Raw genomic sequence first — 19,287 nt, 5'->3', positions numbered from 1 at the left:
GTATCGACCTACAGCGCCGCGTCGATTTTCTTGGCTGCGTCGTCACTGACCCACGCGTGCCAGACCTCAGGATGTTCCTTGAGGAAGATTTTCGCCAGTTTTGGCGACTCGATACGTTCCTTCGCCATGCGGCCCAGGTTCTGGTTCAGCAGATCGATCGGCAGATTGACCTTCTCCAGCACGGCCACCAGTTCAGGCGCCTGTTCGTGGAAGGTTTTCGACAGACCGACCTTGATGCTCACGCTCTTGTCGACGCCCGGTTTTTCTTCAAGTTTGACCGCGTCGATCTGGCCCATCAGCGGGGTTGGCGACCAGTAGTAGAACAGGATCGGCTCGCCACGCTTGTAGCTCGACAGCACCGCCGCATCCAGCGCCGGGCCGGTGCCCGGACGGAAGTTGGTGTAGCTGTTTTCCAGGCCGTAGCTCTTGAGCATTTCGCTGTTGTCCAGCTCACAGGTCCAGCCCGCCGGGCAGTTGTAGAAACGGCCCTTGGACGGCTCTTCGGCGTCCTTGAAAATCGTCGCGTATTTGCCCAGATCGGCAATGTTTTTCAGGTCCGGGGCTTTTGCCTCGATCTTGCGTTTGGCATCGCCTTCGATCACGTAGCGCGGCACGTACCAGCCTTCGATAGCGCCGACGATCGGGGCGCCGACACCGACGACTTTGCCGGCCTTCTCAGCCTTGTTCCAGACTTCGCTGCGGCCGACCCACTCTTCGGCGAACACTTGAATGTCGTTGCTGCTCAAGGCGTTCTCCATGGTGATGGAGTTGCCCGGCAGACTGTCGGTCTTGCAGTCGTAACCTTTCTCCAGCACCACTTGCAGCACGTCGGTCAGCAGCATGCCGCTTTCCCAGTTCAGGCCGGCGAATTTCACCGGTTTGCCGGATTCGCACCAGCCGGCAGCCTGGGTGGCGCCGGCACTGGCCAGCAGGCCCATGGACAGCAGTGTGGTGAGCAGGGTCTTGTTCGATTTCATTATTGCGACGCTCCTAATCATGAATTGGCTTACGGCAGTCAAGAGGCATCCAGCCCTGTCCACGTCCAATCAGGCCTGCGCCGCAGCGCGCCCGGCCCCACTTTTTTCAGGTTGTACAACACTGTTCTGCTCGAGCGGCAAAATCAGCTGATCAGGCACCGAGCCGTGCCATTTTTTCGCGCACAGGTAATACAGCGCGGCAGGCAGCACCAGGCCGATGATCCAGGAAATATCCACGTCACCGAGGGCAGCCACCAGCGGGCCGGTGTAGAACTTGGTGGAGATGAACGGCAGCTGCACCAGCACACCGAACACATAGACGCTGATCCCGAGCAGGTTCCAGCGGCCGTAGCGACCATTTGGATCGGCCAGCGCCGGTACGTCATAGCGTTCACGAGTGATGCAGTAGTAGTCGACCAGGTTGATCGCGCTCCATGGCGTGAAGAACGCCAGCAGAAACAGGATGAACGACTTGAACGCACCGAGGAACGAGTGCTGGCCAAGCAGTGCGATCAGGGTCGCCGCACCGACAATCACCAGCACGAACACCAGACGCTGCAGGCGCGAGACCGTCAGGTGCCCACGGAAGCCGCTGATGATCGTGGCGATGCACATGAAGCTGCCGTACGAGTTCAACGTCGAGATGGTGACCTTGCCGAAGGCGATGCTGAAGTACAGCAGCGCCGCCGTGGCACCGGTGCCGCCCAGCCCGACGATGTAGGCCACTTCATGCCCGGCGAACTGGCCGTTGGCCGACGCCGCGGCGAACACGCCGAGGACCATCGCCACCTGCGCGCCGATGACCGAACCGGCGCCAGCGGCAAAGAAGGTTTTCACCGAGGAAACCTTGCTCGGCAAGTAACGCGAATAGTCCGCCACATACGGGCCGAAGGCGATCTGCCAGGACGCCGCGAGCGACACCGCCAGCAGGAAGCTGCTCCAGCTGAAGTGACGGATCTGCAACAGGGCGCCCACATCCACCTGGCTCAGCAGACGGCTGAACAGATACACGAAGGCAATCACGCCGATGACACTGGCGACCCGCCCGATCCAGTGGATAACCCGATAACCGAGCACGGTGACCACCACGATGACACTGGCGAACAGCAGGATGCCGACGGTGTCGCTGACCCCGAACAACTGCCCCAGCGCCTGACCGGACAGCACGGTGCCGGTGGCGGTAAAGCCCAGGTACATCAGGCACACCAGCACGATCGGGATCGCCGCGCCGTAGACGCCGAATTGCACGCGGCTGGAAATCATCTGCGGCAGACCCAGCTTCGGCCCTTGCGCCGCGTGCAGCGCCATCACGCCGCCGCCGAGCAGTTGACCGATCAACAGACCGATCAACGACCAGAACACATCACCGCCCAGCACCACGGCCAGGGCCCCGGTGACAATCGCAGTGATTTGCAGATTCGCACCCATCCACAGAGTGAACTGGCTCAACAGACGACCGTGTCTTTCCGCTTCCGGGATGTAGTCGATCGAACGCCTTTCGATCAACGGTTTGTTACCTGCACGATCGGGGGTTACAGCCATGATTCAACCTCTGTGGATTGTTATTCTGGGTTGGTTCCTACACCTGTAGGAGCTGTCGAGTGAAACGAGGCTGCGATCTCTTGACCTTAAAAAATCAACATCAAAAGATCGCAGCCTTCGGCAGCTCCTACAGGGCTATCGGTTTATTTACCGGTAATCATCGGCAGGTTCAGCCCCTGCTCCTTCGCGCAGTCGATAGCGATCTGGTAACCGGCATCGGCGTGACGCATGACGCCAGTGGCCGGGTCGTTGTGCAGCACGCGCGCAATACGCTCGGCCGCTTCGTCAGTACCGTCGCAGACGATCACCATGCCCGAGTGCTGCGAGAAGCCCATGCCCACGCCACCACCGTGGTGCAGTGAGACCCAGGTCGCGCCGCTCGCGGTGTTCAGCAGCGCATTGAGCAGTGGCCAGTCGGACACGGCGTCGGAACCGTCCTGCATCGATTCGGTTTCGCGGTTCGGGCTGGCGACCGAGCCGGAGTCGAGGTGGTCGCGACCGATCACGATCGGTGCCGACAGCTCACCGCTGCGCACCATTTCGTTGAACGCCAGACCGAGCTTGGCACGCAGGCCCAGGCCGACCCAGCAGATACGTGCCGGCAGACCCTGGAAGCTGATGCGCTCGCGGGCCATGTCCAGCCAGTTGTGCAGGTGGGCGTCGTCCGGGATCAGCTCTTTGACTTTGGCGTCGGTCTTGAAGATGTCCTGCGGATCACCCGACAGCGCCGCCCAACGGAACGGGCCGATGCCACGGCAGAACAGTGGGCGAATGTAGGCCGGGACGAAGCCCGGGAAGTCGAACGCGTTTTCCACGCCTTCTTCCTGCGCCATCTGACGGATGTTGTTGCCGTAGTCGAAGGTCGGGATGCCTTGCTTCTGGAACGCCAGCATCGCTTTGACGTGGACCGCCATCGATTGCTTGGCGGCTTTGATCACGGCAGCCGGCTCGGTCTTGGCGCGGGCGCGGTACTCTTCCCAGGTCCAGCCCGCCGGCAGGTAGCCGTTCAGTGGGTCGTGGGCACTGGTCTGGTCGGTGACCATGTCCGGACGCACGCCGCGCTTGACCAGTTCCGGAAGGATTTCTGCGGCGTTACCCAGCAGGGCGATGGAGATCGCTTTGCCTTCGGCGGTGTATTTGGCGATGCGCGCCAAGGCGTCGTCGAGGTCTTTGGCTTGCTCGTCGACATAACGGCTTTTCAGGCGGAAATCGATGCTCACCTGCTGGCATTCGATGTTCAGCGAGCAGGCGCCAGCCAGAGTTGCAGCCAGCGGCTGAGCACCGCCCATGCCGCCCAGACCGGCGGTCAGGACCCACTTGCCTTTGAGGTTGTCGTTGTAGTGCTGACGACCGGCTTCGACGAAGGTTTCGTAGGTGCCCTGAACGATGCCCTGGCTGCCGATGTAGATCCAGCTGCCGGCGGTCATCTGGCCGTACATGGCCAGGCCTTTGGCGTCGAGTTCGTTGAAGTGTTCCCAGCTCGCCCAGTGCGGCACCAGGTTGGAGTTGGCGATCAGTACGCGCGGGGCGTTGCTGTGAGTCTTGAACACGCCGACCGGTTTGCCGGATTGCACCAGCAGGGTTTCGTCGTCGTTCAGATTGGTCAGGCTTTCGACGATCTTGTCGTAGCACTCCCAGTTACGCGCGGCGCGACCGATACCACCGTAAACCACCAGCTCTTTCGGGTTCTCGGCCACTTCCGGATCGAGGTTGTTCATCAGCATGCGCAGCGGCGCTTCGGTCAGCCAGCTCTTGGCGGTCAGCTTGTTGCCGCGTGCAGCGCGGATCTCGACGTCACGGTACTTAGTAGGTTTTGTGTCAGTCACGAAAAAGACTCCTCAGCGATCAATTCAAACCAACCCTGGCAGTGGGCAAGCAGCCTGCGCGCCTCAATGCGCGACAAGCGAATCAGTGGACGCTGCGGACTCATACGCATACGTCTTTACTTGTACATACAAGCATATGCAATCAAGCGGCCAACTCACTGAAGAGCCGTTCAAGAAAAATCGCGAACAGGGCTACAGAGCGCTGGAAACAAGGGTTGTGGCGCGGATGAAATTTTTTGCGGGGGGAGAATTGAGGTCGCGGAAGATCGTTACGAACCCGTGGCTTTGCGCCACGCTGGGGCGTTCGGTAACAAGTTGGTGCGCTGAGGGAAACAGGAATTGAAATGCAATTGTGGTGAGGGGATTTATCCCCGATGGAGCGCGTAGCGGTCCCAAAAGGTCTGCTGCACCGCCATCGGGGATAAATCCCCTCACCACAGGAGTGTTACCAGAGTTGGATCAGCGTGCCGTCAGCTCGATCACGCAGCACGCGGCATTGACCGCGACTTCAACCAGACCGATGTTACCGTGCAGTTGCAGGCAATCATGTCGGGCCAGTTGCGCAGTGCTGTCACCGACCCGCACTTGCAGCAGCTCGCTGACACTGAACACCAGCACCGTCGAGGCCGAGCTGAAAAACCGCTGTTCACCGTCCAGCCACTGCAACCGCGCGTGGTAACGCTGCGGTGCGTAAATCAGGTTGAAGTCGCGTATCGCACCGCCGAGCAAGGTGCAGGACACTTGGCTTTCGCCGCTGAATGCAAACGGGTCCAGCGGTAACAATGGACGCGTGTCATCACCATCGACGCACAAGGTCATGCCGTCACCCTGCAACACGGTGATCACTCGCTGGTAACCGGCAAAGGTCGAGAAACCGCCCGACTCGGCAATGTCGGCAATCGACAGACGCCAGCCAAAACCATCCAGGCCAGCACCGGCGTCACGGGTGATCTCTTCGGTGCTGCCGCCGCCGTTTTTCCACGGCATGCGCGGGTAACCTTCGGCGCGTAAAACTTTCACTTCACTGCTCATTTATGAAAGCGTCCTTCCAGACGATGACGAGAACCGGGATGAATCAGGCGCGCCGCCGTCACCGGCTGACGGCCCGACCACGTACGACGACGGATCAACAGGCACGGCTCGCCTTTCTCGATCTGCAGCAACTTGCACTCGGACGGCTCGGCGAGGATCGCTTCGACCACGTGCTCGCCTTCAGTCAACGGCGCGACCTGGTTGAGATAGGCGTAAGGGGTTTGCAGGGTGAAATCCTGCTTGAGGTATTCCGGAGCGACCAGCGCGTTGACGAAACGGTCTTCGATTTGCACCGGAATGTCGTTTTCGTAATGCACGATCAGCGAATGGAAGACCTTCTGCCCTTCGCGCATGTCCAGCGCCAACGCGCGCTCGGAGCCGGCGGCCTCTTCTTCGAGGGTGATCACCTGACAGGTGTGGCGATGGCCACGGGAGGCGATTTCGTCGGCGATGTTGTGCACTTCGAACAGCGCAGACTGGCTCTTCGGTTCGGCGACAAACGTGCCGACACCTTGCATGCGCACCAGCAGGCCGTCGGCGGTCATTTCGCGCAGCGCGCGGTTGATGGTCATGCGGCTGAAACCGAGCTGGCTGACCAGTTCGCTTTCCGATGGCACGCGGTAGTGCGGTGGCCAGTTACCGCTGTCGATCTGCTGGGTGATCATCTGTTTGACGCGGGCGTACAAGGGCGCCGGACTGTCGCCCAGGTTCGCGGCCAACGGGGAGACTGGAGGCGGAGTCGGCACGGTGGATCCCTGTTCATTGGATGAAGGTTGCTAGCTTGCCGGAGTTTACCGGGCAGGCAAACGTCTGTATATGTATATACAAATAACACACGATGGGGTGCTGAACCATGTCCGCCTTCTTTGCCGAACGCGCGCTGCTGCCTAACGGATGGGCCAACCATGTACGTCTCGAAGTCAGTGCCGATGGCATGCTGACCCGAATCCAGGCCGATTCCACCGCAGATGGCGCCGAGCGGCTGAGCGGTCCGCTGCTGCCGGGCATGCCCAATCTGCATTCCCATGCCTTCCAACGCGCGATGGCGGGACTGGCCGAAGTGGCTGGCAATCCCAACGACAGCTTCTGGACCTGGCGTGATCTGATGTATCGGTTGGTCGGAAAAATCAGCCCGGAGCAGCTCGGCGTGATTGCCCGTCAGCTGTACATCGAAATGCTCAAGGCCGGTTACACCTCGGTTGCTGAATTCCACTATGTGCACCACGACAACAACGGTCAGCCGTATGCCGATCCGGCCGAACTGGCACTGCGTATCAGCCAGGCAGCGAGCGACAGCGGCATCGGTCTGACCCTGTTGCCGGTGCTTTACAGCCATTCCGGATTCGGCGGCCAAACGCCCAATGACGGGCAGCGCCGCTTTATCAACAGCACCGAAAACTACCTGAATTTGCAAGCGCGCCTGCAGCCGCTGCTGGCTCAGCAAAAAGCGCAATCGCTGGGGCTGTGCTTCCACTCATTGCGCGCGGTCACCCCGCAACAGATCAGCGAAGTGCTGGCGGCGAGCGACAAGCAGTGCCCGGTGCACATCCACATCGCCGAACAGCAGAAGGAAGTCGATGACTGCCTGAGCTGGAGCGGTCGTCGGCCGCTGCAATGGCTCTATGAAAACACCGAAGTCGATCAGCGCTGGTGCCTGGTTCACGCCACCCACGCCAATCCCGAGGAAGTCACGCTGATGGCCAAAAGTCGCGCCATCGCCGGCCTGTGCCTGACCACTGAAGCGAATCTGGGCGACGGGATTTTCCCAGCGGTGGATTTCCTCGCCCAGGGCGGACGCATGGGCATCGGTTCCGACAGCCATGTGTCGCTCAGCGTGGTCGAGGAATTGCGTTGGCTGGAATACGGCCAGCGTCTGCGCGACCAGCGGCGCAACCGTTTGTATGGGGCGGATCAGCCGATGGTCGGGCGCACGCTGTATGACGCGGCGCTGGACGGCGGGACGCAGGCGTTGGGGCAGCCGATTGGCGCGCTGGAAGTCGGCAAGCGTGCCGACTGGATCGTGCTCGACGGCAATGATCCGTATCTGGCCACGGCCAGTGGTGACGGGATTTTGAATCGCTGGTTGTTCGCTGGCGCTGACCGACAGGTGCGCGATGTATTGGTCAATGGCCAGTGGGTGGTGCGCGATGGCCGGCATGCAGGCGAAGAGGAAAGCGCACGCGCCTTCACCCAGGTTCTGCGCGAACTTTTAGGGATGGTCTGAAGTAGCCATGTATTTCCCCGGCATACCACCTAGCGCAACTTTTAAACTCGCCAAATGATCAAAAAACAATCAATTCGACGAGTATTTCTTACGTTTTCGCCACCCGGACCCCACTCCGGTGGCCATTTCCCGCATTACAGGCGCACCTCTCCTGCATTCGTCAGTAAATGTCGGCGCGCCATCCACAGGTTCGACAGAGCGAACAGTGTCACCAGTTGCGCCGTGTTTTTGGCCAAGCCGCGAAAGCGCACCTTGGTGTAACCGAACTGGCGCTTGATTACCCGGAACGGATGCTCGACCTTGGCGCGCACCTGAGCCTTGGCCTTTTCAATCTTGCGCTTGGCTTTGTACAGCACGCTGCGCTTATCGAGTTTTTTGTAGGTGCTGCGGCGTGCCGCCACCTGCCAGATAACTTCACGTCCTTCATGCTCGGGCCGCTTTTCGACACCGGTGTAGCCTGCATCGGCGCAGACCACGTTTTCGTCGCCATGCAGCAATTTGTCCACCTGGGTGACATCCGCCACATTGGCCGCCGTGCCCACTACGCTGTGCACCAGACCCGATTCGTCATCGGCGCCGATGTGGGCCTTCATGCCAAAATAATACTGGTTTCCCTTCTTGGTCTGGTGCATTTCCGGGTCGCGCTTGCCGTCCTTGTTCTTGGTCGAACTGGGCGCATTGATCAGCGTTGCATCGACGATGGTGCCCTGGCGCAGCGACAGGCCGCGGTCGCCCAGATAGCCATTGATGACAGCGAGGATGCCGGCCGCCAGCTCGTGTTTCTCCAGCAAGCGGCGGAAGTTGAGAATGGTGGTTTCGTCGGGGATGCGCTCCAGGTTCAGCCCGGCAAACTGGCGCAGGATCGTGGTTTCGTACAGCGCTTCCTCCATCGCTGGATCGCTGTAGCCGAACCAGTTCTGCAGCAGATGCACACGCAGCATCGCCATCAACGGGTAGGCCGGACGGCCACCTTCACCTTTCGGATAATGTGGCTCGATCAAAGCAATCAAGCCCTTCCACGGCACCACCCGATCCATCTCGATCAGGAACAACTCCTTGCGGGTTTGCTTGCGCTTGCCAGCGTACTCGGCGTCGGCGAAGGTCATCTGCTTCATCGGGAAACTCGGTGGGTGGGGTCGCGGTATTTTGCCAAATCAGAAAGTCTTTTTCAGAGTTTCCTTAGGCTGACACAAAACAAAAATGTGGGAGCGAGCCTGCTCGCGAAAGCGGTGTATCAGCAACATTTTCGTTAACTGACACACCCTCTTCGCGAGCAGGCTCGCTCCCACATTTGATTGGTGGTGGTCTTTAATTCGAAGTCTTCGCCATCTGCCGATCCGACGCTCGCCAGATCAGTCGCGTGGTGTCGTAACCCTGCTGACGCGCTTTGCTCAGCAACTCCTCACGCACCACACCGTTGACGGTCGGCGTGCGGGACAGCAACCACATGTACTTGCGGCTCGGGTCGCCGACGATGGCGGTCTTATAGTCGTCGCTGACGTACAACACCCAGTATTCGCCTTTCGCCACTCCGGGAATCAAGCGCGAGAACCAGGTATCGAATTCGACCCACAGCTTGTCGGTCTTGCCTGGCACCTGTGGATAAGCCTTGCCTTTGGCTTCTTCCCATTGCCAGTCGGCGGTCAAGCAACGATTGAGCACGTCGACGTTGCCGTCCGGCCTTAGCGAATAATGGGCTTCGGATTGCGCGCAGTTGCGCTGGAAGTACATCGGCAGGCGCGCCAGTTCATACCAGGTGCCCTGATAACGCTTGAGGTTGACACTGTGAGCCGTCTTGGGCGCCAGCGGATCTTCACCGTGAGTGGCGCAGCCGGCCAGTACCAGGCCGGCAAAAAGGACGAACAATAACCGCTTCATTATTTTTCTCCCGTGGGCGCTTGGCCCCGGTTTACTTCAGGCCTTGGCCAGAAAACATCAGCACTTTGTCACCGGCGTACTGCACGCTGATAAAGCTGTTTTTGTCGCCCCAGGTGCAACTGGACATGCCGAGCGCACCCGAACAGTCGGTGGGTTTGCCGAGCAGCGTCTCAACCTCGGCCTTGGCCATGCCGGCCGAAAGCTTGGAATAGTTTTCCTGATTGACCTTGCTGCACGCGGCCAACAGCACGCAAAAAGTCAGAAGGGCGATAGATCGCAGCGACATGAAGTAACTCCTGGAGCGGAAGGGGGATGGCATGGTGCCAACCAGAAGCTTAGAAGAGAAAACCCTCATCTGGTTCCCTTCAGAAATGGCTATTTATCGCTCCGCTCGTCTGGCATTTGTCGGCAAATCAGACACTTTCTGCGGCTATTGAGCATTTCGTCGCATTTCACCAAAGACGCCTAATCTTTGGCGCACAGCGGTCGAAATAAGAGCAGCGCAAAGCCCCCGAGTGTGGCAAATTGCCGCCCTTTCTCGACCAGCCCCTTCGCGGTAGTTCATTCGATGACCAGAAACATGAAATTCAGCCACAAGATCTTGTTGGCTGCCGCCCTCGTGGTGGCCGTTGCGTTCGCCTGTTTCATTTTGTTCAACGACTATCGACAACGCGAAGCCCTAGGCAGCAGCACCGAAGCCTCGATGCAGGAGCTGGGGAGTCTGACGACCAGCAACATCCAGACCTGGCTGGAAAGCCGCATCCAGTTGCTGCAATCGCTGTCGCAGCAGGTCGCCGCCGACGGCAGCGCGCCGGCCAGCCTCAAGCGCATCATCGACCTGCCCGCCTACACCGGCAATTTCCAGCTCAGCTATTTCGGCGGCGCTGACGGCGTAATGTTCTCGGTACCCGCCGGTAACCGTGCACCGGATTACGACCCGCGCGCCCGTGGCTGGTACAAGGCCGCCAACAGTGCGCAGCAGACCATCGTCACCGAACCCTACATCGCCGCATCGTCGGGCAAACTGGTAATCACCGTCGCCACCCCGGTGCAACGTCAGGGCCAGATGATCGGTGTGGCCGGCGCGGATATCGACCTGACCAGCGTCAGCGCGATCATCAACTCGCTCAACTTCGGTGGCCATGGCCATGCGTTCATCGTCAGCGCCGATGGCAAGATCCTGATTCATCCGGACAGCAAACTGGTGCTGAAAACCCTTGCCGAGGCTTATCCGAACGGTGCGCCGAAAGTCAGCCCGGGCCTGAAAGAAGTCGAATTCGACGGCAAGACTCAACTGATCTCGTTCACCCGCGTCAACGGCGTGCCATCGGCTGACTGGTACGTGGCGCTGGTGCTGGACAAGGACACCGCGTTCTCGATGCTCAGCGAATTCCGCACCTCGGCGCTGATCGCCATGGTCATTGCCGTGGTGATCATCATCGCCCTGCTCGGCATGCTGATCCGCGTGCTGATGCAACCGCTGCTGACCATGGGCCGCGCCATGCACGACATCGCCGAAGGTGAAGGCGACCTGACCAAACGCCTAGTGATCCACGGCCACGACGAATTTGGCGCACTGGGTCTGTCGTTCAACCGCTTCGTCGAGCGTATTCATACCTCGATCCGCGAAGTGTCGTCGGCCACCGGGCAAGTCAACGAAGTCGCCTTGCGTGTGGTCGCGGCCTCGAACTCGTCGATGTACAACTCCGACCAGCAAGCCAGCCGCACCAACAGCGTGGCCGCGGCGATCAACCAGCTCGGCGCTGCCGCCCAGGAAATCGCCCAGAACGCCGCTCTCGCCTCGCAGCACTCCAGCGATGCGCGCAGCCTGGCGGTCGACGGTCAGCAGGTTGTGGATAAAACCATTCACGCGATGCAGCAGTTGTCGGCAAAAATCAGCGACTCCTGCGGCAACATCGAAACCCTCAATAGCAACACGGTGAACATCGGCCAGATTCTGGAAGTGATCACCAGCATCTCGCAGCAGACCAACCTGCTGGCGCTCAACGCCGCGATCGAAGCGGCCCGCGCCGGTGAGGCAGGCCGAGGTTTCGCCGTGGTCGCTGACGAAGTGCGCAACCTCGCCCACCGCACTCAGGATTCGGCGCAGCAAGTGCAGAAGATGATCGAAGAGCTGCAAGTCGGCGCGCGTCAGGCGGTGAGCATCATGACCGAGAGCCAGCGCGAGAGCGAAAGCAGCGTCGGCATCGCCAATCAGGCCGGCGAACGCCTGGGCAGCGTGACCCAGCGCATCGGCGAGATCGACGGCATGAACCAGTCGGTGGCTACCGCAACAGAGGAGCAAACCGCTGTGGTCGAGTCGATCAACGTCGACATCAACGAGATCAACACGCTGAACCAGGAAGGTGTGGAGAACCTGCAGGCAACCTTGCGGGCTTGTTCGGATCTGGAGCAGCAGGCGGCGCGGTTGAAGCAGTTGGTGGGCAGTTTCAGGATCTGAGGCGCTGCGACTGGCCCCATCGCTGGCAAGCCAGCTCCCACATTGGATCGGTGATGTTCACAAAACCAGTGTGGGAGCGGGCTTGTTCGCGAAGACGGCTTCCACAATGCAGAATGCCTTCTCGGTAATTTGTAATTGGCCAGGATACTTGACTGATGAACACGGAACTCGATTGCGATCATCCAGACAAAACAACTTTGTTGGCAATCCTCGCAATAGGTAATGAGGAAATTGATCAAAGAAAATTCAGAGACGCTCAAAGCGTGTTTCTTGAACTGGATGAAATGGACTCAGTTCAACCGATAACTCGGCTAAGCTAAAAACGTGACCCAGGCTGACTGAGAAACGCCAACTCCTCAGCCGTCGACTCCCGCCCCAACACCGCATTGCGATGCGGAAACCGGCCAAACCGTGCAATCACCTTCTGATGCCGCTCGGCATAGTCCAGGTTATCGGCAAACACCGCCCGCTCGGCTTCCGGCTGTTCAGCTACCAGATCGATAAAACGCGAAACGGCTTCGTTCTGCACCGCGAGGTTTTCGCAGTGTTCGAACACCAGATAAATGAATACCCGCTGAATCGGCTTCAGTTGCCGGTCGAAGTCCGCCGCAATGCCCTGCGCGACAAGTTTCTGCGCACGCAGATCACCCGAGAATGCTTTGGGCGTGTCGCGAAAGATCATGCGCGGCAGTTGATCAAGCAGCAGCACCAGCGCCAGCCAACCTTCGGGACGTTGCGTCCACTCGGCCAATTCGCCAGCGAGGGCCTGATCGACAAAGACCCCGAAACGCTCACGCGCTTCGAGGTCTTGACTGTCTTTCTTGCCGAACCACAACTTGCCCTTGTCAGCCGCAATCTCGTCCGGTGATTCGACATGTCCGAACCACCAATCGAGCAACGGCTGCCAGGGCGCGGTCATGGCTTATTCCTTGTGGTAAGCCGTGGCGCGGGCGACTTCTTCTTTCGAGCCGAGGAACACCGCTACGCGCTGGTGCAGGCCTTCGGGCTGAATGTCGAGGATGCGCTGGTGACCGTCGGTGGACGCGCCGCCGGCCTGTTCCACCAGGAACGACATCGGGTTGGCTTCGTACATCAGACGCAGTTTGCCCGGCTTGGATGGCTCACGGCTGTCGCGTGGGTACATGAACAGACCACCACGGGTCAGGATGCGGTGCACGTCAGCCACCATCGCCGCGACCCAGCGCATGTTGTAGTTCTTCTTCAGCGGGCCTTCTTCGCCGGCCAGCAGTTCGCTGACGTAGCGTTGTACCGGGGCTTCCCAGTGGCGCTGATTGGACATGTTGATCGCGAATTCCTGGGTGGTTTCAGGAATGGTGATGTCTTCGTGGGTCAGCACGAAGCTGCCCATTTCGCGGTCCAGGGTGAAGCCTTTGACGCCGTCGCCCAGGGTCAGTACCAGCATGGTCTGCGGGCCGTAGATCGCGTAACCGGCAGCAACCTGCTGGGTGCCTGGCTGCAGGAAGGCTTTTTCGTTCAGCGGCTCGTTCTGGCTCAGGTATTCGTTCGGGCAGCGCAGTACCGAGAAGATGGTGCCGACCGGGGCGTTGATGTCGATGTTCGACGAGCCGTCCAGTGGGTCGAATACCAGCAGGTAAGCGCCTTTCGGGTATTTGCCGGGGATCTGGTAGGCATTGTCCATTTCTTCGGACGCCATGCCGGCCAGGTGACCGCCCCATTCGTTGGCTTCGAGCAGGATCTCGTTCGACAGCACGTCGAGCTTCTTCTGCACTTCGCCTTGGACGTTTTCAGTGCCCATGCTGCCCAGAACACCGCCCAGGGCGCCTTTGGACACGGCGTGGCTGATCTCTTTGCAGGCACGCGCCACCACTTCGATCAGGAAGCGCAGATCGGCAGGAGTGTTATTGCTGCGGGTCTGCTCAATCAAATAGCGACTCAGGGTAACGCGGGACATGGACGGCTCCGGTGGAATGGGGGGCTAAAAACCCGCGCAGTTTACAGGGAGTCTGAAAACCTAGCGAGCGATGACGCCCGGTAACGTGCATTGTGGCGCAATTGCTTGTATCAGACGTGATCGGGTCGAGAGAGTTCAGGCATCGGATTGAGCGTAGTCCGGTTCGGGACGGGTGGTGGCTGGGTTGATAGCGACAGTTTGAGGATTTTTGTTGATTGATCGGCCGTCATCGCTGGCAAGCCAGCTCCCACAAGGACTTCGGCCGTTCACCTGTTTTGTGTACACCCAATAACCTGTGGGAGCTGGCTTGCCAGCGAATGGCGCACAGCGCCAGCCATTCTCAGGAACGGGTCGGTGGCTTGCGCAACAGACTCGCCGCCATCACCCCGAGGAACACCACACTCACCAGCAACACCGCCCACAAGCCGATTTTCTTCCAGTTGGTTTCGGCCACCGCCGCTGTAGTGGCCGGGGCGGTCGGCGTGGTGACCACGTCGCCCTGCACCGTCGCCTTGCCCAGCGTCGCGAGCTTCTGCGGTTTGAAATCCGGAATCAGCGTGCTCAGCGGCAGATTCGCGGTTTTCACCGTCGGATTGCCCAGCGCCAGGCTGTACGGTCCGTCACCGCGCGCGAGGAAAATCACCTGCGTCGCCCGCACCGCGTATTTCAGGCTCGGTGCCTGCTCACCCAGACCTCCGCCGCGCTCATCCACGCTCAGTTTCAATTGCTGCACGGTTTGCCCGTACAACTGCAATTCGTTCTGCACCACGTCCTGACCGTTCTGGGTCAGGCGATACAGCAAACCGTTGCTCAGGGGCTGCCACGGCAGGCTGCTTTCGCGGCGGCCCGCGAGGGTGACCGGCGCCAGACTGTTCGGTTGTTTCAACTCGACCTGCACCCGCTCGACATTCAGCCCCATCGGCAACTGCCAGGTGTACTCGCCGGATTGGGTGCTACTGCCGGCCAACGCCTGCGACCAGACCAACGGCAGCGGCACGTTGCGTGGATCGCTGCTTTTCAATTGCACTGCAGTGAGGATGGGTGCCGAGGTGGACGCCTCCCACAGCAGACGCAGATAGCGCGCCGATTGCCCCGGCAGCGTCACCTCATGCTGTTCGATGCGCTCGTCGGAAAACGTCAGGCGCGCCACCTGCCCTTCGCCCCACGCCTGCCAATGCTGCAAGTCATCACTGGCCTCGATGCTGAAGCGCTGGAAACCGTCGCGTTCGCTGGTCCAGTCGAGGATCAGTTGCTGCAGCGGCGCCTTGATCGCGCTGGCATCGAGCAGCCAGCCGCGCAGCACCTCTTCGCCGGCCTCCAGTTGCGTCGACGGCTGCACTTCCACCAGTGTGCCGGTGGTGGTCGATTGCACGCGTACGTTCGGCGCCCGCTCGCTGGCGTCGGCGGCGTTGTACAGCGGGAACCACTTCACCTCATGCAACTGCCCGTCGTCGCGGGTCTGCGCCGATTCCCGGGCCAGGGCGTAGGCCTGCGGCTCGCCAGCAGCGTTGAATACGCGCAGGTCGCTGAGATCGGTCTGGCGTGCCTGCAATTGCGCGCTCAGCGGCAGATCGAGGCGATACCAAGGGCCGTTGCCGCTCACCGTCAGCGGCACCTGCGTGGCGAAGTCCGCCGGTTTTTCCTGCGCGCCGGCAGCCATCACCACGCCCAACGCCAACCACCCCAGATTCAGCATGCGACTCAAGATGAAACTCCTTCGGTATCCGGCACGGGTTTGCCCGCCGCCGGCTCAGCTTCGACGCGTTTCGGTGGCAGCGGTGCAAAGTAGCCCACCACCAGCAGCAACACGCCGACGCCGATAAACGAGACGATCCGGGCCAATCCGCCACGGTTGCTCAATTCGACAAAAATCAGTTTGGCCACCACCAGCGCAATCAGCGCCGCGCCGATCAGCCACACTTCGCGACGATGCCGCAGATGTCCGCCGATCATCAGACCCAGCGCCATCAGGGTCCAGACGATGGACAACCCGGCCTGCACCAGCATCGACTCAAGCAAAAGATCCAGCTCGAACGGGATCCCCGCCCAATGGTGCGCGGCGCGGGTCACCAGCGCGGTACAAAAGGCGAACAGCGAAACCCCGGCGACCAGTTGCGTGGCGTACTCGGCGTAATCCTTGCGCAGGGCAAACTGCGTCACCGCATGACGCGACCACACGTACACCCCGAACAGGGCAAACAGCAGGCCCAATTCCAGCGGGTTGACCAGCGGTACGTACGGCAGCGGTTCGGCATTGCCGTCGCTGAAGCCGTTGGCCAGCCAGAACCACGCCAGCATCAGCACTGCCAACGGCGCAGCGGCATACAAACGATATTCGCGCGGGAACGCGGCCACCGGCCAAGGCCAGTTGCGTGGAGCTGCCGCCAGCAACAGATACAGGCTCGGCAGGATCGCCCAGCCGAGCCAGCGCCAGGCGTTGTATTGCTCGGACAACAGCAGCAAACCGTAGCGCAATTCCAGCGCCAGTACGCCGATCAGCAGCCAGCAACCCAGCACATGCGCCGTGCTCAAGGCCCGTGCCGGCAACATCGGCGCCAGACGCCGCAAGCTGAAGAAGTGCACGACGAACACCAGCACCCACGCCAGCCAGCCGACATTCGCCGCCGGGTGATAACGCGAATGCCACGCCGCCAGCAGCACCAGCCCCGCCGCCGGGATCAGCAAGGTGCAGAGCAGGCCCAGCGCCGGCCATTTCAGGCGCAGCGCCAACAGCGTCCACAACGCCACGCTTAGCGCGGCGACCAGCAGCAACAGCGGCGCCTGCACATTCAACGGTGCAAAACGCAGCACCTCACTGACCCACGCCAACGCCCACCAACCGGCGCCCCACACCAGCAGCACTTCGGACAGGCGTTGCAAACTCAGCGCATCGAACGCCGAGGCATGATTGCCCAGTTGCAGACGCCAGGCACCGACCAGCGCGGCCAACCCCAGCACCAACGGCGTCCAGAAGCTGCCATGAGCCAGCGGCCGCAGGCCTTCGCTGGACAGCGGCCCGAACAACTCGGGGCCGGCCAACAAGAACGCCGCGCCACCGATCAACTGCAACAACAGGCCGAAAACAAAACTCACGCGCTGCTTGAGGTACAGGCTCAGCCAGATGATCAGCAAGCCGCTCGCCGCCCATACCGCACTCGCGGTTTGCCACGGCAGCACGAACAGCACCGCCAGATTGATCAGCACCAACCCCGCCAGCAACACCACCGACAACCCGCGCAGCAGCCGCACATCGCCGCGCACCATCTCGTCCCGTGCCGCCAGTAACATCCCGGCGATCAACGCCAGACCGATCAGCGATGCGCTGAGCAACCCGCTCCAACCGGCGCTGAACACCGCCGCCGAATCCTCGCCCGCGCTTTGCAGCCGAAGCAGGAACAACGCACCACCCAGCAACTGCACGGCGAACGCGGTGAACAGGAACGTACGCGATTGCAGGCGCAGGCCGACAAACAAGGTCACCAATCCGGCCAAAGCCCAACTGATCGCTGTCGCCTGAACAAAGAAAAACAGCGGCGCCAGCAAATACAGGAAGGTCAGGCCCAGCGCCGCCAGCACCGGCAAACCCTGGCGCTCCCACGGCGAAGCCTGTTCCGCCGAGGCTTTGCGCAATTGATAGAAACTGAACAGCAGCGCGAGGCCGAGCATCAACGCGCCCAACGGTGCGCCGTCGAGCAGGCTGCTTTCGCCGACCCGCAGCTGACTGAGGAACGCCAGCGCCGAACCCAGTTGCAGCAACAGGGCAAACGCTCGGGCGAACGGCCGCTGCTGACGCAGGCCGAGCCAGAAAATCCCCGCGCCCTCCACTGCCCACGCTGCTGAGGTCCAGCGTGCATCGAGGCCTAGCGGGATCGCCAGACTGGCGAAAATCACCCCCAGCGCCAGACAGGTTTCACCCAGCAACAAAGCGCGACCACCCATCAGTAACCGGGCCAGGCCCATGTAGATCACGCCCAGTGCGAGTGCACTGAACGCAGCGGCGAACTCCAGGTGCTGCACCAGCGCAAACTGCAAACCGAAGCCCACGAGCGGCGGCCCGAACAGCATCGTGCCGTCAACGTAGTCGCCCTTGCGCGCCGACCAGTGCAGCAGTGCTTCGCGATCGCCGTCTGCCGGCGCATCGGGCATGTCGAGCAACTTGCGCCGGGCAAACAACAGGCCGATGGCCAGGTACATCAGGAAGAACAGAATCAGGAACGGTTCGGTGCTCCACAGCAACTCGGGCGCATACGAACGCTGCCCCCAGGCGAAACCGATGCCGAACGTGCCAACGAATCCGATCAGGTTCAGCAGGCGCCAGGCCTTGAACCAGGCGATGGCGAGAATGCCGGCATTGAGCAGTGCGAAATAGCTGAACAGCGCGACGTGATTGCCCTCCCCGGTCGAGGTCAGGATCGGCGCGGCGAACCCGCCCAATGCTGCAGCCGCCGCCAATCCCAGCGCATCCTGGGTGATGGCGAGAATGGCCGAAAATACTGTGACCGCCACCAGCAACCCCAGCGCGGCGGACGGATCGAGCAGCGGATGCAGACGCATCGCCGCAAACACCGTCAGGTACAGCACTGCGATCCCGGTGCCCTGCAGAATCAGCGCATAGCTGTTGTTGCGCCGACGCAACCACCAGCCCAGCGCCAGCAGGGCCAACGCCGCCGCCGCAACGCCGGCATAACGCAATTCGATCGGCACCACCATGCCTTCGGTGGCATAGCGCAGCAGGAACGCCAGACCGAAAAACAACAGCACCACGCCGACCCGCAACACCGTGTTGCCGCCGAACAGCCAGTTGCGCGCAGCGCTGATGCCGCGCTCGATCAGGTTCGGGCCACGGGGTTCGGCCGGTTGTGTGGGGACTGCAGGCTCGTCGATGACGGCGTCCAGACGCCAGACATCGGCCGGCAGCGGCTGGCTGGTTTCGCTGGCAACGGCAGAGATCGGTTCGAGTTCGGGCGGTAGTTCCCAGACCAGCTCAGGGGTGGCGGCGGATGCTTGTTCGGCAACGATGACGGGGTCGACGGCAGCGTCCGGAGTCGGCGCCATGCTCGGCGGCGTAGTGCGCACGCCAGCACCTTCAAGCAGAAACAGTCGCTGCTCGACAGCCTGCAAAGCGACTTTGGCCTCCTCCAGTTGACGCTGTTGTTCGGTGGCCTGCGAGCCAAGCCGGGCAAGGCGCAGCGTTTGCCCGATCGCCAGCCCGAGCAGCGCCCCCAATAGCGCGGCACTGAACGACTCATCGAGCAGCCAGCCGAGCAGCAGCCCGATCAACATGAACATCCATTGCATGGTCGATATCCCTAAGCGCAAAGGCCAATCCGGGAAGATTAGCGCAGCCTGATCCAAAAAGATCGCAGCCTTCGGCAGCTCCTACAGGGTTATGTGAACACCTGTGTAGGAGCTGC

At 61.0% G+C, this 19,287-nt stretch carries 15 protein-coding genes and 1 pseudogene; 4 read left to right on the top strand and 12 right to left on the bottom strand.

Translation table 11 applies throughout. The features are described 5' to 3' along the window. Positions 1-8: 8 nt before the first annotated feature. The 5 genes from ACYZUM_RS28855 to hutC form a co-directional block, all read right to left on the bottom strand. The gene (locus ACYZUM_RS28855) at positions 9-977 is read right to left on the bottom strand and encodes an ABC transporter substrate-binding protein (RefSeq protein ID WP_041071468.1); all 969 of its coding nucleotides are present in this window, start codon (positions 975-977) and stop codon (positions 9-11) included. 69 nt (positions 978-1,046) lie between these two features. Further along, positions 1,047-2,519: a purine-cytosine permease family protein gene (locus ACYZUM_RS28850; protein WP_041071465.1), complete on the bottom strand. Its 1,473-nt coding sequence runs from the start codon at positions 2,517-2,519 to the stop codon at positions 1,047-1,049. 143 nt (positions 2,520-2,662) lie between these two features. Continuing rightward, positions 2,663-4,345, bottom strand: a complete 1,683-nt coding sequence (gene hutU, locus ACYZUM_RS28845; RefSeq protein ID WP_108181423.1) for a urocanate hydratase — start codon at positions 4,343-4,345, stop codon at positions 2,663-2,665. Positions 4,346-4,804: 459 nt separating this feature from the next. Next, a complete protein-coding gene (locus tag ACYZUM_RS28840; protein WP_108181422.1) occupies positions 4,805-5,377 on the bottom strand; it encodes a HutD/Ves family protein in 573 nt (190 codons plus the stop codon). Next, the gene (gene hutC / locus ACYZUM_RS28835) at positions 5,374-6,042 is read right to left on the bottom strand and encodes a histidine utilization repressor (RefSeq protein WP_230679353.1); all 669 of its coding nucleotides are present in this window, start codon (positions 6,040-6,042) and stop codon (positions 5,374-5,376) included. The genes ACYZUM_RS28840 and hutC overlap by 4 nt, the downstream gene beginning before the upstream one ends. Before the next feature lie 188 nt (positions 6,043-6,230). On the opposite strand from hutC, the gene ACYZUM_RS28830 reads away from it, so the two are divergent. Beyond that, positions 6,231-7,601: a formimidoylglutamate deiminase gene (locus ACYZUM_RS28830; RefSeq protein WP_473061216.1), complete on the top strand. Its 1,371-nt coding sequence runs from the start codon at positions 6,231-6,233 to the stop codon at positions 7,599-7,601. 134 nt (positions 7,602-7,735) lie between these two features. On the opposite strand, the gene ACYZUM_RS28825 is transcribed toward ACYZUM_RS28830, so the two are convergent. The 3 genes from ACYZUM_RS28825 to ACYZUM_RS28815 form a co-directional block, all read right to left on the bottom strand. Further along, positions 7,736-8,716: an IS5-like element IS1384 family transposase gene (locus ACYZUM_RS28825; RefSeq protein WP_010466230.1), complete on the bottom strand. Its 981-nt coding sequence runs from the start codon at positions 8,714-8,716 to the stop codon at positions 7,736-7,738. Between the two features lie 193 nt (positions 8,717-8,909). After that, positions 8,910-9,479 carry a lipocalin family protein gene (locus ACYZUM_RS28820; RefSeq protein ID WP_041071454.1) on the bottom strand — a complete coding sequence of 190 codons (570 nt, stop codon included), beginning with the start codon at positions 9,477-9,479 and terminating at the stop codon, positions 8,910-8,912. A gap of 31 nt (positions 9,480-9,510) precedes the next feature. Further along, the gene (locus ACYZUM_RS28815; RefSeq protein WP_003220802.1) at positions 9,511-9,765 is read right to left on the bottom strand and encodes a hypothetical protein; all 255 of its coding nucleotides are present in this window, start codon (positions 9,763-9,765) and stop codon (positions 9,511-9,513) included. A 282-nt stretch (positions 9,766-10,047) separates the two neighbouring features. On the opposite strand from ACYZUM_RS28815, the pseudogene ACYZUM_RS28810 reads away from it, so the two are divergent. From ACYZUM_RS28810 to ACYZUM_RS28800, 3 genes and pseudogenes are all read left to right on the top strand, one after another. Further along, a pseudogene (locus ACYZUM_RS28810) lies at positions 10,048-11,082 on the top strand (cache domain-containing sensor histidine kinase); the annotation flags it as partial. 93 nt (positions 11,083-11,175) lie between these two features. Beyond that, positions 11,176-11,940, top strand: a complete 765-nt coding sequence (locus tag ACYZUM_RS28805; RefSeq protein WP_371260421.1) for a methyl-accepting chemotaxis protein — start codon at positions 11,176-11,178, stop codon at positions 11,938-11,940. A 155-nt stretch (positions 11,941-12,095) separates the two neighbouring features. Then, complete coding sequence (locus ACYZUM_RS28800) at positions 12,096-12,260, top strand: hypothetical protein (protein WP_179294948.1); 165 nt, start codon at positions 12,096-12,098, stop codon at positions 12,258-12,260. On the opposite strand, the gene ACYZUM_RS28795 is transcribed toward ACYZUM_RS28800, so the two are convergent. The 4 genes from ACYZUM_RS28795 to ACYZUM_RS28780 form a co-directional block, all read right to left on the bottom strand. Then, positions 12,257-12,859, bottom strand: coding sequence for a DUF924 family protein (locus tag ACYZUM_RS28795; protein ID WP_108181419.1), 603 nt, complete (start codon positions 12,857-12,859; stop codon positions 12,257-12,259). The genes ACYZUM_RS28800 and ACYZUM_RS28795 overlap by 4 nt on opposite strands. A gap of 3 nt (positions 12,860-12,862) precedes the next feature. Then, positions 12,863-13,873, bottom strand: a complete 1,011-nt coding sequence (locus ACYZUM_RS28790) for a class 1 fructose-bisphosphatase (protein WP_007961744.1) — start codon at positions 13,871-13,873, stop codon at positions 12,863-12,865. A 340-nt stretch (positions 13,874-14,213) separates the two neighbouring features. Beyond that, entirely contained in the window at positions 14,214-15,578 is a 1,365-nt protein-coding gene (locus ACYZUM_RS28785) for a DUF3999 domain-containing protein (RefSeq protein WP_108181418.1), read from the bottom strand. Beyond that, positions 15,575-19,171, bottom strand: a complete 3,597-nt coding sequence (locus ACYZUM_RS28780) for a DUF2339 domain-containing protein (RefSeq protein WP_108181417.1) — start codon at positions 19,169-19,171, stop codon at positions 15,575-15,577. The genes ACYZUM_RS28785 and ACYZUM_RS28780 overlap by 4 nt, the downstream gene beginning before the upstream one ends. Positions 19,172-19,287 lie beyond the last annotated feature (116 nt).

Source organism: Pseudomonas sp. m6p (genome assembly GCF_055760375.1).
The sequence above is the reverse complement of the archived record's forward strand: the minus strand, read 5'-3'. Positions and strand labels throughout refer to the sequence as shown.

Excerpts from the sequence above, each read along its gene's own strand:
- ACYZUM_RS28855 (WP_041071468.1), bottom strand. The coding sequence starts at position 977 with ATGAAATCGAACAAGACCCTGCTCACCACACTGCTGTCCATGGGCCTG.
- ACYZUM_RS28850 (WP_041071465.1), bottom strand. The coding sequence starts at position 2,519 with ATGGCTGTAACCCCCGATCGTGCAGGTAACAAACCGTTGATCGAAAGG.
- ACYZUM_RS28840 (WP_108181422.1), bottom strand. The coding sequence starts at position 5,377 with ATGAGCAGTGAAGTGAAAGTTTTACGCGCCGAAGGTTACCCGCGCATG.
- hutC (WP_230679353.1), bottom strand. The coding sequence starts at position 6,042 with ATGATCACCCAGCAGATCGACAGCGGTAACTGGCCACCGCACTACCGC.
- ACYZUM_RS28830 (WP_473061216.1), top strand. The coding sequence starts at position 6,231 with ATGTCCGCCTTCTTTGCCGAACGCGCGCTGCTGCCTAACGGATGGGCC.
- ACYZUM_RS28825 (WP_010466230.1), bottom strand. The coding sequence starts at position 8,716 with ATGAAGCAGATGACCTTCGCCGACGCCGAGTACGCTGGCAAGCGCAAG.
- ACYZUM_RS28820 (WP_041071454.1), bottom strand. The coding sequence starts at position 9,479 with ATGAAGCGGTTATTGTTCGTCCTTTTTGCCGGCCTGGTACTGGCCGGC.
- ACYZUM_RS28815 (WP_003220802.1), bottom strand. The coding sequence starts at position 9,765 with ATGTCGCTGCGATCTATCGCCCTTCTGACTTTTTGCGTGCTGTTGGCC.
- ACYZUM_RS28805 (WP_371260421.1), top strand. The coding sequence starts at position 11,176 with ATGTACAACTCCGACCAGCAAGCCAGCCGCACCAACAGCGTGGCCGCG.
- ACYZUM_RS28800 (WP_179294948.1), top strand. The coding sequence starts at position 12,096 with ATGAACACGGAACTCGATTGCGATCATCCAGACAAAACAACTTTGTTG.
- ACYZUM_RS28795 (WP_108181419.1), bottom strand. The coding sequence starts at position 12,859 with ATGACCGCGCCCTGGCAGCCGTTGCTCGATTGGTGGTTCGGACATGTC.
- ACYZUM_RS28790 (WP_007961744.1), bottom strand. The coding sequence starts at position 13,873 with ATGTCCCGCGTTACCCTGAGTCGCTATTTGATTGAGCAGACCCGCAGC.
- ACYZUM_RS28780 (WP_108181417.1), bottom strand. The coding sequence starts at position 19,171 with ATGCAATGGATGTTCATGTTGATCGGGCTGCTGCTCGGCTGGCTGCTC.